Annotated in this window: 14 protein-coding genes; 3 read left to right on the top strand and 11 right to left on the bottom strand. The window is 62.6% G+C overall.

The genetic code is table 11. The annotated features are described in order from the left end of the window. Positions 1-77 precede the first annotated feature (77 nt). Positions 78-1,007, bottom strand: coding sequence for a hypothetical protein (locus tag DI606_RS03210; protein ID WP_168847179.1), 930 nt, complete (start codon positions 1,005-1,007; stop codon positions 78-80). 238 nt (positions 1,008-1,245) lie between these two features. Between DI606_RS03210 and DI606_RS03215 the strand changes: the two genes are divergently transcribed. Both DI606_RS03215 and DI606_RS03220 read left to right on the top strand, forming a co-directional pair. After that, the gene (locus DI606_RS03215) at positions 1,246-1,836 is read left to right on the top strand and encodes a hypothetical protein (protein WP_168847180.1); all 591 of its coding nucleotides are present in this window, start codon (positions 1,246-1,248) and stop codon (positions 1,834-1,836) included. Continuing rightward, entirely contained in the window at positions 1,814-2,749 is a 936-nt protein-coding gene (locus DI606_RS03220; RefSeq protein WP_168847181.1) for a nucleotidyl transferase AbiEii/AbiGii toxin family protein, read from the top strand. Before DI606_RS03215 ends, DI606_RS03220 begins: the two co-directional genes overlap by 23 nt. Before the next feature lie 354 nt (positions 2,750-3,103). Here the strand turns inward: DI606_RS03220 and DI606_RS03225 are convergent, their stop codons facing one another. The 10 genes from DI606_RS03225 to DI606_RS03270 form a co-directional block, all read right to left on the bottom strand. After that, positions 3,104-4,399 (bottom strand): phospholipase D family protein, encoded by a 1,296-nt coding sequence (locus DI606_RS03225; RefSeq protein ID WP_168847182.1) that lies wholly within the window; start codon positions 4,397-4,399, stop codon positions 3,104-3,106. Positions 4,400-4,426: 27 nt separating this feature from the next. Next, positions 4,427-5,404, bottom strand: coding sequence for a phosphogluconate dehydrogenase (NAD(+)-dependent, decarboxylating) (gnd, locus tag DI606_RS03230; RefSeq protein WP_168847183.1), 978 nt, complete (start codon positions 5,402-5,404; stop codon positions 4,427-4,429). Positions 5,405-5,570: 166 nt separating this feature from the next. After that, positions 5,571-6,065, bottom strand: coding sequence for a DNA starvation/stationary phase protection protein (locus DI606_RS03235; protein ID WP_168847191.1), 495 nt, complete (start codon positions 6,063-6,065; stop codon positions 5,571-5,573). 542 nt (positions 6,066-6,607) lie between these two features. Beyond that, the gene (gene argS, locus DI606_RS03240; RefSeq protein ID WP_168847192.1) at positions 6,608-8,350 is read right to left on the bottom strand and encodes an arginine--tRNA ligase; all 1,743 of its coding nucleotides are present in this window, start codon (positions 8,348-8,350) and stop codon (positions 6,608-6,610) included. A 24-nt stretch (positions 8,351-8,374) separates the two neighbouring features. Next, positions 8,375-8,656, bottom strand: coding sequence for a DUF427 domain-containing protein (locus tag DI606_RS03245; RefSeq protein WP_168847185.1), 282 nt, complete (start codon positions 8,654-8,656; stop codon positions 8,375-8,377). Between the two features lie 65 nt (positions 8,657-8,721). Continuing rightward, entirely contained in the window at positions 8,722-8,994 is a 273-nt protein-coding gene (grxC, locus tag DI606_RS03250) for a glutaredoxin 3 (protein ID WP_168847186.1), read from the bottom strand. Positions 8,995-9,008: 14 nt separating this feature from the next. Further along, entirely contained in the window at positions 9,009-10,274 is a 1,266-nt protein-coding gene (locus DI606_RS03255) for a thiolase family protein (RefSeq protein WP_168847187.1), read from the bottom strand. Positions 10,275-10,340: 66 nt separating this feature from the next. Next, positions 10,341-11,087: a ferredoxin reductase gene (locus DI606_RS03260; protein ID WP_168847188.1), complete on the bottom strand. Its 747-nt coding sequence runs from the start codon at positions 11,085-11,087 to the stop codon at positions 10,341-10,343. Further along, positions 11,080-11,685 carry a sulfite oxidase-like oxidoreductase gene (locus tag DI606_RS03265; RefSeq protein WP_168847189.1) on the bottom strand — a complete coding sequence of 202 codons (606 nt, stop codon included), beginning with the start codon at positions 11,683-11,685 and terminating at the stop codon, positions 11,080-11,082. The genes DI606_RS03260 and DI606_RS03265 overlap by 8 nt, the downstream gene beginning before the upstream one ends. A gap of 505 nt (positions 11,686-12,190) precedes the next feature. Further along, positions 12,191-13,311, bottom strand: a protein-coding gene (locus DI606_RS03270; protein WP_168845128.1) for an IS3 family transposase whose coding sequence is annotated in 2 segments (ribosomal slippage) — positions 12,191-13,062 and positions 13,062-13,311 — 1,122 coding nt in all. Because the reading frame shifts where the segments join, the coding sequence is not laid out codon by codon here. Positions 13,312-13,500: 189 nt separating this feature from the next. Between DI606_RS03270 and DI606_RS03275 the strand changes: the two genes are divergently transcribed. Further along, positions 13,501-14,514, top strand: coding sequence for a zinc-binding alcohol dehydrogenase family protein (locus DI606_RS03275; RefSeq protein ID WP_168847344.1), 1,014 nt, complete (start codon positions 13,501-13,503; stop codon positions 14,512-14,514). The last annotated feature ends 42 nt before the right edge of the window (positions 14,515-14,556 follow it).

Below are 14,556 nucleotides of genomic sequence, written 5' to 3' on the forward strand. Positions count from 1 at the left end.
CGTCGCTGCGGAGAGAACCCCGTAAACTGCTCGTGCGGGATGGAGATCCTCGTCCGCTATCGGCCATCGTCGAATCGTCAGCGCATATCTTCGTATCGAACCGGGATATGCACCTTTGGGATGCTTTCCAGCTGTGGAACCGCACGTGTCTCACCACCCAGCGTGCGCCATTGACGTTCGCGGGCGCGGGCAGAGGAAAGCGACAATTCCATAATGTGCGCGACGGCCATGGCAGATTTGCCCATGTCGAATAGCCGGTAGCAAACCTCGACGCCGCGCGGTGTCAGGCGGCCGCGATGATAGCGGTTCTCGGGCCAGCGCGGATGGAAATCGCCGACAAGCTCGGTGGCTTCGATCGACATCTCCTTGTTCAAAGCCTGGATCGCAGTCCGCCGCTCGCGGACGAGCTTGCGAATTCTCCGATCGAGGCGCCTGATGTCGTCGCGCAGTGCCTTCTCTGTGGCCTCGAAAAAGATTCCCCGCATGCTCATCACGCCGACATAGTGTTTGGCGATGGTGCGCTCCTCTAAAAGCCTGCGCATCGCCTCCAAGCGATCGAGCGCCTCATAGTCGTGCTCCTGCCGGTCCGGCATGTACGTGAGGTGGTCGCGAACCCAGGCGTCGGTGCTGAGGTCAGCGGTCACCTGGTCGAGATGGTGCGCGATGCTGTTCCGCCTGCCGATTAAATCGACCATCTCGCGCCGCTCGTCCGGGGTCAGCACGCCGTCTCGTACAAGGGCATCGAATGCACGCTTCACTTTCTTGCGATCGGGCACCTCCTCCTCGGCCGGGCGATCCTCGTCGTTGACGGCATTCTTGCAGTCTCGCTGGGCGGCGACGATCTCGAGCACCTCGCGCTTCAGCTCTTCGGCATGGTAGATGATCAGGATCATCTGCAAAGCGCGGTGCCGTATCATGCAGCGTTCCAGCTCCGGCAGCCGGCCCCGCAGTGGATCGGTGTAGTGCGGCTTGCGGCCTTCCCAGAGAGGCTCTTCTCGCTGCGTCATAGCGCTGGCGCGCCGCCGCGGTCCCAGCGGATCGGGGTGGCATTGGGTCGGTCCGGGCGACTGGCAACCGAGGCCGGCCAGGATCGTGCGAGGCCCCGAAACCCGCAGGAATGGGCACCGTTCCGAATTCCCGGTCGCCCGCTGGCTGCATGGCTGGCCCCAAGCTCAAACGTCACCTTGATAATTATCTGCATGAAGCGTATCTCCATGTCGGAAACGACGTATTTTGGTAGCACCGATGTCAAGCTTGACCGAGCAGATTCTGGAGCGCTTCACGGGCGGCGATACGATCGCGCGTGCGGATCTCACGCTGCCTGCCAATTATGACTCGGTGGGCCGGGCGTTGGGCGATCTTGTCAAGGCGCGCAAGATCACGCGGGTGGGACGGGGCCGTTACAAGCTGGCGACCAGCAGCGTGCCCTTGTCGAGTGGGACGATCGCAGAGGCGATCAGCCGGAAGGTCAGCCGCTCGAAGCGCAACGTTTTCCTGCGGGGCGACTTCGATAAGCTCGGCAGTTACGATGGGGTCGGACGCGCGCTCAAGCAACTCACCCGGACCGGCAAGCTCGTCCAGATCGGCTACGGCCTCTATGCCAAGGCTGAAGTGTCGCCGTTCAACGGCAAGCCGGCGCCTCTCGTCGGTATCCGCCGGCTCGCGATCGAAGCGCTTGGGCGGCTCGGCAAGGCGGTCGATGTTTCGAGCTTCGACAAGGCGTATAACAGCGGCCGTTCGACGCAGGTGCCGACTGGTCGTACCCTGGCCGTGAAGGATCGCGTTCGCCGCCGTATCGGCTACGACGGCAATTATGTCGTTCTCGAACGCGCCTGACGCGATCACGCTTGGCCGCGTTGCCGGTGCGCTGGCGGTCGATGAAGCCTTTGTCGAAAAGGACTGGTTTGTCGTCCAGGCGATCGCCGTGCTCGTCGCTGTCGGAGGCGAGGACATCGTGCCTGTATTCTCCGGCGGCACCTCGCTGCTCAAGGGCTACGGCCTGATCAAGCGGTTCTCCGAGGACATCGACTTCAAGCTCAACCTGTCCGCCGCCTTTGCGGAGCTCTCCGGCGGGCAGCGGCGCAGGGCGCTCGGCGACTTTCGGGACAAATTGGCCGACGCGTGGAAAGCCGCCGGTTTCAACGTCACGGATGTCGTGGCGCGCGATGCGAATGGATTTCTCCAGTTCGAGATGGATTACCCCTCGATCCTGGATGCGCATGACGCGCTGCGTCCGCACATCCTTGCCGAACTCTCCGCGAAGCCGCCCCGTCTCACTGTGCAAGGCCGCCCGCTGGCGTCCTATGTTGCGCAATTCCGCCGGGCAGATCCGGAAGTCGGCGCGATCGCATGCGTGGACCCCGTCGAGACCGCCGCAGACAAGCTCAGTGCCTTCAGCTGGAGATCGCTGGTGCGCGACCGGGCATCGGCGAAGGACGACCCCGCGATCGTGCGTCACCTTCATGATCTTGCCGCACTTGAAGCCGCGGTGTCGGCGAGCAGCGATTTCCCCGCCTTGCTCGCCGAGACGCTTGTCACAGACACAGGACGTGGCGGGGAGGCAACCGCGAAGCTGGCACCCGCCGATCGGCTGGCGGCGATGCTGGATACCCTGCGCGCCGACGCGCTCTATCCTCTCGAATATGCGCGCTTCGTCGAAGGCATGGCATTCGCGGGCGACAGCGAGGTGCCGTCATTCGAGGAAGCGGTGGCGGCCGTGAAGCGGCTGTCTGCGCTGTTGCCAAGCTGACGGTGCATATCCCGGACGCGTAGACGAGCAGGCTCGTCGCGGGGCCTGATAAGAATGAGTGTGGGCGCAGCAGCTTCTGGCATCCCAATGCATTCTCTGTGCCGCCGGCGCGATCAGGTGGTGCAGCCGGTGGCCGCGCTGCTACGTCAACCGCCATGCAATCAACGCAATATCGACCTTTTGCCGTTGGCGCGAGAGTTGCCGATCACGTCCGCTTCGACCGTGATTTTCTCGGTTTCTTTAGTTCCGCTTCTTTGCGTCGATTGGCTTCGGCGATGACGCAGTCGGGTGCGTGCGGCGGCACGATCCAGCCACAAGCGTCACACCTGAAATCGTCTCGGCCCATGTCGATGCCTACTCCTCGTCTGAGTCTTCGTCCGTCTTCCAATAAGCGAAGTTGAAGAGCGCATCGAGTTCGCTAAGGTCTGTAAGGCGAAGACTTTGCCGTAGGCGCTCGGCATCCTCAGCAAATTGCGCGTAGCGTGCCCCGTCGACCGAGGCCTTGGCCGGTGTGCGGGGATAGCCAGTGATATTGGCGAGCCCCATTCCCTTTACCGAGTTGCGGTTCATAACCGGAAAACGGCCAGGATCGCGGGTGTGCAGGATCTCGGTGAGAACGTTGGTGCCGGCACGCGGGATCTTGTCGAAATGTGCCTTGAGGAGATCAAACAGGACGGCAGGATCATCCGATCGCTCGGTTGCCAGCGCGCGAATGGCCGCCTGGAATTGGGTGGGCTTCTTCGCAATCGCGGTCTTGCCGCGCTGCATCCCGCCCGAGTGCCAATGTTGGATCAGCTCCTCATAAGCCTTGAGAAACGCGCGACCCTTGAGGTCGGCCGTACGAGCAAGGGTGGCAAGCTGCGCACGGGCTTTGGGGAGATTTTGACGACGGCGCTTTACGGACTTGTCGAAGCCTTCGGCGCCTTTGTTGGCGCGCATCTCGGCCAGGAGGTCCGCCAGCGCAAGGGTATCGCCAGGTTTGGCATCTATTGAGTGGGAGGCGCGGCGCTCTGCGATCTTCATCGCGGTCTGGTAGATGTCACGGCGCTTTTCGTAGCCATTGATCAGATCCCTGGTCGCCTCGACTATATCTTCTGCCTCGATCCGGTCGTCGATCCAGCGCTCAAGCCAGGCCCGCAATTTGGCGTTCGGGCCCGATAGCGAAGCTGAGAACTCGTGATTACCGGCGAGCCCGCCCGAGGTCAGGTTGGCCGAGCCGACGATCGCAGTCTGGCCGCCAGGCCCTTTGAACCAATAGACCTTGGGATGAAGCGTATGCCTACTTCGTTCCTGGCCCATGTAGAGGTTGATCTCGCCTCCGGCAGCGGCAGCCTTGGACTGGAGACGCCGGATCGCGCGAAGCACCGACGGCTCGCTTTGATAGAAGTCGAGGCCGACGACGAAGGTCGCCTGCAAGCCTTTCTTCGCCCGCTCCCCCAGGACTTTCCTGATGAGCTTCCAGCCGGAGAATTTGGCGAAGGCGACGATGCAGATGAGGTGAGTCGCGTGTGCGAGGTGGCGATGAATTTCGTCGGTATGACGCTCGTCATCGCCATTCTCTAGCAGTGAAGCCAAAAGCTGCGTCGGTGCGCGCCCCATATCGTTCCCCTCCCGATCGCCGTCACGCGCCAGATTGACGATCGCCGTCACCAGCAGAAGGCGCGCGCGGTGCCTCGCTCATTGCGGCATCTCGACGTGCCCACCAAAGCCAAAACGCATAGCCGAGAGAAGCTTGTCACCAAAGGTGTGGTCAACGCGGCTGCGATAGCGCGCGAACAAGGCCGCCGAGAGGACATAGGCCGGGACGGCTTCCTCCATCGCCGCGTCGATCGTCCACTGGCCCTCGCCCGAATCCGAGACTTTGCCCGTGAATTGCTCGAGCATCGGATCCCCGACCAGGCCGATCGCGCACAGGTCGAGCAGCCACGACGAGATCACGCTGCCGCGGCGCCAGACCTCGGCTACATCGGTCAGGTTGATGTCGAAGCGTTCCTCGGGCGCGAGCCGTTCGGACGACTTGCCCTTGAGGATGTCGAAGCCCTCGGCATAAGCCTGCATCAGGCCGTATTCGATGCCGTTGTGGACCATCTTGACGAAATGGCCGGCGCCGGTGGGGCCGGCATGGATATAGCCGCGTTCGGCGCGATCGTCGGTCGCGTCGCGTCCGGCGGTGCGGACGATCGAGCCATAGCCCGGCGCGAGCGTATCGAAGATCGGATCTAGCAGGTCGACGGTTTCCTTGTCGCCGCCGATCATCATGCAATAGCCGCGTTCGAGCCCCCAGACCCCGCCCGACGTGCCGACATCGACATAATGAAGCTGCTTCCCCTTTGCTGCGGCTCCGCGTTTGATGTCGTCTTTGTAGAAGCTGTTGCCGCCATCGATGATGATGTCGCCAGGCTCGGACAATTCCGTCAGTTCGTCGACAGTGCTCTGTGTGGGAACACCTGCCGGGAGCATCACCCAGAAGATCCGCGGGGTAGTGAGCTTGGCGACGACTTCCGCGAGCGAATTCGCGCCGATGGCGCCTTCATCGTCGAGCGTAGCAACTGCGGCAAGGTCGCGGTCGAAGGCGACGATCTCATGGCCCCCGCGCATCAGTCGACGCGCGATATTGGCACCCATCCGGCCGAGGCCGATCATTGCAAGACGCACTATCCTACTCCTTCTGTCAGGATTTCACGGCTACACGGACGGCCGCGGCGCGTGCACGTCCGTCTTGCGTCGGGCTAGATCGTGGAATGCGCCTGATTCACAAACGCCGGACCTTGGGCCGTCGCTGTGGATCAGTCCCGCGCCTCGGTCGCGACTGGGCGATGACTTAGCGGCTGACTTCGAAGAGGAACCACGCGCGGCGCTCCGCCTCATCCGTCCAGGCATCGATCAGGCCGGACGTTGCATTGTCCTTTGCCGCGTCTGCGACATCCTTGGCGCTACGAAGCGACTCGACCAGGTGGAGATTGTCGGCGCGGAGCTCGCTCAGCATGTCCTGCGGGGTGACGAACTCGGCATCGTTGTCCTTGATCGTCTGATGGCGGGCGATATCTCCGATCGATCGAATGGTCGTGTTGCCCGTCTTTCGGGCGCGTTCGGCGATCGCATCGGTGACAGCGAGGATCTCTGCGGCCTGCTCATCGAGGAGCAGGTGATAATCCCTGAAGTAGGGCCCGGAGACGTGCCAGTGGAAGCTCTTCGTTTTCAGGTAGATCGCATAGGCGTCAGCCAGAATGACTCTCAGAGCGTCAGCGACCGTCATGGTCGCACATCCGTCGAGATCGGAAGGCGTCGAAACGGTGGTAGCTCCAGTTTTCGTCATCGGTTCTACTTTCTCAATCATGATTTGAACGACAGCCAGCGCCGTTTCCCCGCGGGCAGCGAAGTCTGGAGGATGAGTTCATCGTCATGCGAAGTCCAATGACCCGCGACTATAGTTTCGATACCCTTGAGCGACATTTGCAGTGCAGAGCGACAGGCATCGCGCACGGGGCATTAGACCGCTGATTCTCCTTCCAACCTGTCTGATTGAAAGCCCAGCACGAAGCTCACGACCTTCTCCGCCGACATCTCACATGGCTTGAGCGATGTTTTGCCTGATGAGAGCCGATACAGGTTGAAGCTTACGAGGTCGGTCCCTGCCAACTCCCTGGCAAACAGACTGTTGCGGCGACCGTCCTCTGATCGCCGGACGGTCAAGCCGAAACGCCGGCCTTCATACACACCCTGACTGTATCCCTCGGGGAGCCCTCTGAAGGCTGCATCGAACTCCGTAAGCTGCATCACATACACCTATCTCAGTTCAGCCGACGCGCAGCGTGTTCAAGCCACCAGCGACGACCTCTCGGCAGAGATTGCACTGGATTAGGCCCTTTCCATGTGATGCCTCGGTTCAACCCCCATCACCCCCAGCCCATTCCGGATGACCTGTCCGATCGCGGCCGCCAGGAACAATCGAGCTCGGCTAAGCGGCGCGTTCTCCGGGTAGAGGAACCGCCGCTGCGGGTCGTCATTCCCCAAGTTCCAGTGTGTGTGGAACTCGGAGGCCAGCCCCTCAAGGAAGAAGGCAATCCGGTGCGGCTCGCGCGCTGCGGCAGCGGCCTCGACGATGCGCGGGAATTCCGCCGCACGCTTGACGAGCATGAGGCTCGGGCTGTCCAGGAGAGCAAGATCGGCTTCGTCTTCTGGCCCGATGCCAATTTCGGCCGCTCGGCTCGCAAGCGAGCAGATGCGCGCATGGGCATACTGGACATAGAAGACCGGATTGCTCTTCGATGCCTCCACCACCGTCGCGAAGTCGAAGTCCATCTGCGCTTCCGGCTTGCGGGTCAGCATCATGAACCGAACAACGTCCCTTCCGACCTCCCTGATGACCTCGGCCAAGGTAACGAACGTGCCTGCGCGCTTGGACATCTTGACCGGCTCGCCCGCACGCAGGAGCCGCACGATCTGCACCAGCTTGACGTCGAACCGCTTTCGGCCTTCGGTGAGAGCGTCGGCGGCCGCGACGATGCGCTTCACGGTTCCGGCATGGTCTGCGCCCCAGATGTCGATCAGCTCGTCGGCATCGCGCGCCTTCTCGAAGTGGTAGGCAAGATCGACACCGAAATAGGTCCAGCTGCCGTCCGGTTTGCGGATCGGCCGATCCTGGTCGTCACCGAAATTCGTCGACCGGAATAGCGGCAGCTCGATCGGCTCCCAGTCTTCAGAGCCTTCACCCTTCGGCGGCTCAAGGATGCCATCGTAGACAAGATCCCGCTCGCGCAGCCAGGCCTCGGCGGCATCGGGCTTCCCGGCAGCAACGAGGCTTGCCTCTGATGAGAAGCGGTCGTGGCATATGCCGAGCAGCGCCAAATCTTCGCGGATCGTCTCCATCATCGCAGCGACGGTTCGCGCACGAAAAATCGCGAGCCAAGCTGACTCTGGGGCGTGGACGTAGCGGTCACCGAAATCGGCAGCCAGCGCCTCACCGACAGGTTTCAGATAATCACCTGGGTACAAGCCTTCCGGGATTTCGCCGAGTATCTCGCCCAGGGCCTCTCCATATCTATGGTGTGCAGAGCGAGCTAGAGTATCGACCTGGCCGCCGGCATCGTTGACATAATATTCGCGTATGACGCGGTGGCCAGTGAAGGCGAGCAGGTTGGCAAGCGCATCTCCGACGACCGCCCCGCGGCAGTGTCCCATATGCATGGGGCCTGTCGGGTTGGCCGAGACAAACTCGATGTTCACCGTCCTGCCCGCGCCGATTGGTGACATCCCGTAGCGATCTTTCTGCTCCGCGATGATTGCCAGTTCATCTCGCCAGGCCTGGTCGGTCAGACGGAGATTTATGAAGCCGGGGTCCGCAACGCGTACTTCGGCAACTTCCGACAGCGTGGCGAGCCGCTCCGCCAACTTCTCGGCGATGTGGCGCGGATGAGTGCCGGCGAGGTTTGCGAGTACCATCGCGGCATTGGTCGATAGATCGCCGTGTGCCGGGTCGTGCGGCCGTTCCACGGTCAGTCCATTCAACTCAACGCCGGCCGGAACATCCCCCGACGATCGTAGGGCATCGATTTCGCGCGCCAGATGATCGAGGAAGCGAGTGTGAAGCGCCGCCGCCATCAGCGGCGCCACCTGTCCGGATTGCTACGCAACGACCACGCCTTTCCAGAAAGCGATATGATCCCGGATGGCTTCGGCAACCGGATTTGGATCGGGATAGGTCCAGGCGGCGTTGGCGTTGACCGCGTCGCCCACGCGGACATTGAAGTATCGCGCTGTGCCCTTGATCGGGCAGACGGACGTGTGCGCGGTCGCCTCAAGGAGGGTCCGGTCGACCGAGGAGGGCGGGAAGTAATGGTTTCCCTCTACGACGATTGTCTCGTCGCTTGTGGCGAGGGTGGTGTCTTTCCAGACTGCTGAGACCAACGGAATATCCTCTCGTATTTGCCAACGGCGCGTGGTTTGCGGGCTGTCTGGCCCGGGCGAAAGGATCAGTTCGGTGCCGGCGTGCGCGCGAGAAGTTCGTCGAGCCCGCCTTTGGCATCGAGCGCGAGAAGCTCGTCACAGCCACCGACATGCGTGCCGTTGATAAAGATCTGGGGCACGGTGTTTCGACCCGAAGCTTTAATCATGGCTGGTCGGTGAGCTGGATCTGCCTCGATATCGAACTCTTTCCATTGCATTCCTTTTTCCTTGAGGAGCGTCTTCGCCCGTCGGCAGAATGGACACCAGTTCATGGTGTAGAGGAGGATATCAGGTTTCATGTTCTGATCTCCGATCAGGGGCGTTCGAGGAGTGCGACGGTACCCTGACCGCCGTCGGCACAGATGCTCACGATCGCGCGCGATCCGCCCGGCAATGCCCAGAGTTCCTTCACCGCCTGGCTGAGGTCGCGCGCGCCCGTGGCGCCGAACGGATGACCGATAGCCACCGAGCCTCCGTTTGGATTGACGCGGTCCCAATCGAAGTCACCCATGGCGGCCTGGACACCGGCTGTTTCGCGCACCCACTCCCGATCGGTGATGGCTGCGACGTTCGCCAGCACCTGGGCTGCGAAGGCTTCGTGGATTTCCCAAAGTGCGATGTCTGAGAAGCCGATTTGGTGGCGGGCGAGCAGGCGCGGAATGCCATAGGAGGGCGCCATCAGCAGGCCCTCGGTGTGGTAATCGACGGCCGAAACCTCATAGTCGACGAGCCGGGCGTAGGGAGTGCCTGCCGGCAGTCTCGCCACGCCGGCCTCAGTGGCGACCCAGCACCCGGCGGCTCCGTCGGTAATCGGTGAGCTGTTGCCGGCGGTCAGGGTGCCCCTCCCACTGTCGCGATCGAATACCGGCTTGAGTGCGGCAAGCCGCTCCGCGGACGTGTCGGCACGCGGGTTCGCATCGCGCGCAAGCTCTGGTAGTGAAATCACGAGATCGTCGAAAAAGCCGCCTTCCCAGCCAGCGACTGCCCGCTGGTGGCTCTTGAGCGCCCAATCGTCCTGCGCCTCGCGCGAGATCCGCCAGGCCTTGGCGGTCTCCTCCATATGATCGCCCATGGTCCTGCCGGTGATCCGGTTGGCCCAGCCCTTGGTGGGAAGCACATAGTCGCGTGGAGTAAGGGCCTGGAGAGCGGCAAGCGCGGCCGCGGCATCCTGCGCGAAAAGGTCGGTAAGCCGCTTCGAGGCATCGGCCGTCAGAGCGAGGGAAGGGCGGCTCATGACTTCGGACCCGCCGACCATTGTGAGGTCGGTCCCTTCGCCCAGCATCCCTGCGGCAGCGAAGGTCGCCACCATGCTGGTAGAGCATGCCAGGACGACAGATAGTGCCGGCACGTTCGGATTGAGCTTGGCATCGAGCCAGGTTTCCCGGGCGATGTTGCTCCAGCCCAAATTCGGGATCACGGTTCCCCAGAGGAGCAGATCAGGTTCTGCGAGTGCCGCCATCGCCTGCACCACGGGCACGGACAGGGAGACTGCGTCGTAGGCGGCCAGCGCTCCGCCACCGCGGCCGAAGGGGGTCCGGAGGCCGGCGGCCACGAAGACGGGTTCGGCAAAGCGGCTCATGCTGGTTTCCAAACTATTTCCGGGCTGCACGTTCGCGATGGGCGGAACGCGAGGCGGCTCGTTCCGTCAGCCACCGTAGCGTTCCGTCTTGATGATGGAGGCGTCCAGGCCGGCCAGCAGTGCGCCCTCGGTCGCGATGTTGACGAAGCCGTTCGAGCCGCAGACGAACACCTGGGTCGGCTTTCGGTGAAGCCGGGCCACAATTTCCTGGACCATCGCGCCGTCGATCCGGCGCCCGAAGTCCGATGCGCGGACCGGTTCCTCGCGCGTGATCGCCAGCGCCAGGACGAAGGCCGCATCGTTGATCTCGGTGGAATGAAGCTCTTCCGAAAAGAGGACGTCCTCGGCGGTTCGTGCGGACAGGAGCAGCGCTGTCGGCACGGCCGGCTTTAGCGCGTGGCGCTGTCGGATCATTGCCATCAACGGCGCGAGGCCGGAGCCGGCGCCGATCAGCAGCACTGCGTCCACGGCTGGTTCGGGCCACAGGAAATGACCGCCGAGCGGACCGCGGAGCTCGATTTCGTCGCCGATCGCCGCGACATCGTGAAAGAACGACGAGACCTCGCCATCCGGCAGGCGCTCGATGGCGAGTTCGATGATCGGGGACGAGGCTGCTGACGACGCGATCGAATAGCTGCGCATCGCGCTGTAGCCGTCGGGCGCGGTCAGCCGAACATCGACGTGCTGGCCAGCGATGTGCGCGAACGGTTTGCTCAACCGCAGGAAGAAGCTCTTGATGCTAGGCGTCTGCTGGACGATCTCTTCGATCACGCATGATTGCCACGACGCGAGCTGTGCGCCGCCCTCAGTCATTGGTGTATCGCTGCTCGCGCCAGGGATCGCCGTAGATGTGATAGCCGCGTAGCTCCCAGAAGCCCGCCTCGTCCCGCGTTGTGAACTGCAGCGCATTCACCCACTTGGCCGACTTCCAGAGGTAGAGGTGGGGAACCAGAAGGCGCGCCGGCCCGCCATGGTCGCGGGGAAGCGGCTTGCCCGCATAGGTGAGGGCGATCATCGCCTTGCCCGAGAGCAGGTCCGCGAGCGGCACGTTCGTCGAATACCCATCGTAGCTGTGCGCAAGGACGAAATCGGTGGGATGGTCGAGCCCAGCGTCTGCGAGGATGTCCTCGATGAGTACCCCCTCCCAGGCGGTATCGAGCTTGGACCAGGAGGTGACGCAGTGGATGTCCTTGGTCACCTTGGTCTTCGGGAGGGCGTTGAACTCGATCCAGTTCCACACCTTGACGGGCTTTGGGCCGATCTTGACCGTGAACTTCCAGTCGGCGGTTTCCACGTTCGGGGTCGGTCCGGCCGAGAGGACCGGGAAATTCTCGACGAGGTGCTGGCCTGGGGGGATGCGACCCGACTGGTCGCCGCCCGAGCCGCGGCCGGTGAATCCTCTTGTGACCATGGCTAATCCCCTTGCTTGGCACGACAGACCGGAACCGGCTTTAGCTCAGGATCTCGTGCGAGATCTTTGCCGGCGCAATTGCCGATCGGATCGTCGACTGGAACTTAAAAGGCCACACGCTCAATCAGAATAGCTATGATCTCGCACACCATGAAACGTGATGACTCCACGTCGACTATAGCGCCAGGCTTGTCTGATTTCCCAATACCCCGTCGCTATAGTTTTTATAGCTTGGGAACAGTGCTGCAGGGGCATCTTCCTCATCCCAGCCCGTCGAAGGAGGCAAGGTGCGCGCACGCCGACTGCCAATCGCTGGAACCGCCGGCCAAAGGGGGAAGGGGTCTTCGGAACGCTTTGCGAGATGCCCGCTGATGGCCGGCTTTGCCCGGCTTCAATCCTGGAGGCTGCTGCCTGCATCGCTCTACCCCGTCGTTAGTGCGATCCCCGAACCTAACGGCGACTAAGGGTATGGAAACTATGTTTCGTCGTGACCTGCTCCCCATTTTCAGGCCGTTGATAACTTAGCTTCGGTGTCCATATGCCCTTGGCGGGGGCGGTTCGTAAACTCGGCGGGTGCCAACCCGCCAAGACTGCTATGCGGACGCACGGTATTGTAGTCCGTCCGCCATGCCTCGATGATCCGTCTCGCTACAGCCAGCGATGGGAACAGGTGCTCGTTCAAGCACTCGTCGCGCAAGCGACCATTGAACGATTCCACAAAGCCGTTTTGCTGCGGCTTGCCCGGCGCGATGTAATGCCACTCGACCCCGGTGTCCTGGCACCACGCCAGCACCGCGTGACTGGTCAGCTCGGTCCCGTTGTCGCTGACCACTATGCATGGCAGCCCGCGACGTTCGGCGATGGCGCTCAACTCGCGAACGACCCGCCGACCGGACAGCGAGGTATCGATGATGCAGGCCAGGCACTCCCGGCTGTAATCGTCGATCACATTGAGCATGCGGAACCGCCGGCCGCAGGCCAACGAGTCCGATACGAAGTCGAGCGACCAGCGCTGGTTGGGTTCTTGCGGGATCGCCATCGGCGCTCGCGTTCCCAGCGCGCGCTTCCGGCCGCCACGCTTGCGCACCGTCAGCCGTTCCTCGCGATACAGCCGATAGACCTTCTTCAGGTTCATGCCTTTCCCCTCACGCTTGAGCAGGATCGCCAGTCGCCGATAGCCGAACCGACGGCGCTCGTTCGCGATCTCACGCATCCGAACGCGGACAACATCGTCCTGCCCGCGAAGCGGCTCATATTGCCATGCCGACCGGTTGACCCCGACCAGCCTGCAGGCGCGACGCTCGGAGAAGCCGTGATCGGCCATCAGCTTCTCCACCGCAGCGTAGCGCTCCGCAGACCGGGTCAGTTTTTTCCCAGCAGATCCTTCAGCGCCGACACGTCGAGCATCGACTCCGCCAGCAGCTTCTTCAGCCGTCGGTTCTCATCCTCGAGCGCTCGCAACCGCGCAGCGTCGGACACCGTCAGCCCGCCGTACTTCGACTTCCAGTTGTAGAAGGTCGCATCGCTGATCCCGTGCTTTCGGCAAAGGTCCGGCGTCTTCACGCCAGCCTCATGCTCCCGCAGCACCCCAATGATCTGATCCTCGGTAAATCGGCTTCGCCGCATCGCTCGTCTCCATCTGACGAGCTAACTTACCAATGGCATGAATTCTGGGGAGCAGGTCAGTCGCTATTGGAAATACTGCACCCGTATCTTCATAGTCCGGGGCGAGAAACCTCTGAATAAAGAATGCATGCCGGAAGAATTTTCGATCCGAGCGATCGAGAGTTCGGAGTGCTGCAGCTGGAGACGCTGATGAAAGCCGTTGGTTACAAGGTTCCAGGACCAATCACCGAGGATGCCGCGCTGGTCGATATCGATCTTCCCCGGCCTGTCCCTGCGGGGCTCGATATCCTCGTTGAGGTGAAGGCCGTCTCGGTCAACCCGGTGGATTACAAAGTCCGCGGCAGCACGCCCCCCGCCAATGGCGAGTGGAAGGTGATCGGGTGGGATGCCGCCGGGATCGTGCGCGGGGTCGGCCCCGAAGTGACGCAGTTCGTGGAAGGCGACGAGGTCTACTATGCCGGATCGCTCATAAGGCCCGGCACGAATGCGGAGTTCCATCTCGTCGACGCCCGGATCGTCGGTCGCAAGCCGGCGTCGCTCGACTGGGCGGAGGCGGCGGCGCTGCCGCTCACTACGTTGACGGCCTGGGAAGCGATGTTCGATCGCCTGGACGTGACGAAGCCCGTCCCCGGTGCGGCGGCGGCGATCCTCATCATCGGTGGCGCGGGCGGGGTCGGGTCGATCGCCATCCAGATCGCGCGACAGCGCACGGATCTCACCGTCATCTCCACCGCCTCCCGGCCCGAAACGGAGGAGTGGGTGAGGGGACTCGGCGCTCACCACGTCCTTGACCATTCCCGGCCGCTCGCGCCACAGATTGCCGAGCTCGGGATCGGCGCTCCCGCCTTCGTGTTCTCGACCACGCATACCGAGCAGCATGCCGCCGACATCGCCGAGCTGATCGCCCCGCAAGGACGGTTCGCGTTCATCGACGATCCCAAGGCACTCGACGTCATGCTGTTCAAGCGAAAGGCGGTGTCGATCCACCACGAGCTGATGTTCACACGGTCGCTCTACGGCACGCCCGACATGGATGAGCAGGGCAAGATCCTCGATGCGCTGGCGGTGCTGGTCGACGCTGGCAAGATCCGCACGACGCTGACCAAGCGACTCTCGCCGATCAATGCCGCCAATCTGAAGACGGTGCATGCGCTGATCGAAAGTGGGGCGGCCAAGGGCAAGATCGTCCTCGAAGGCTTCTGACGGCTGCCACCGCCAAACATCTATCCCCGACCTCAAGTATGC

This window comes from Sphingobium sp. (assembly GCF_003248505.1).
GTDB lineage: Bacteria > Pseudomonadota > Alphaproteobacteria > Sphingomonadales > Sphingomonadaceae > Sphingobium.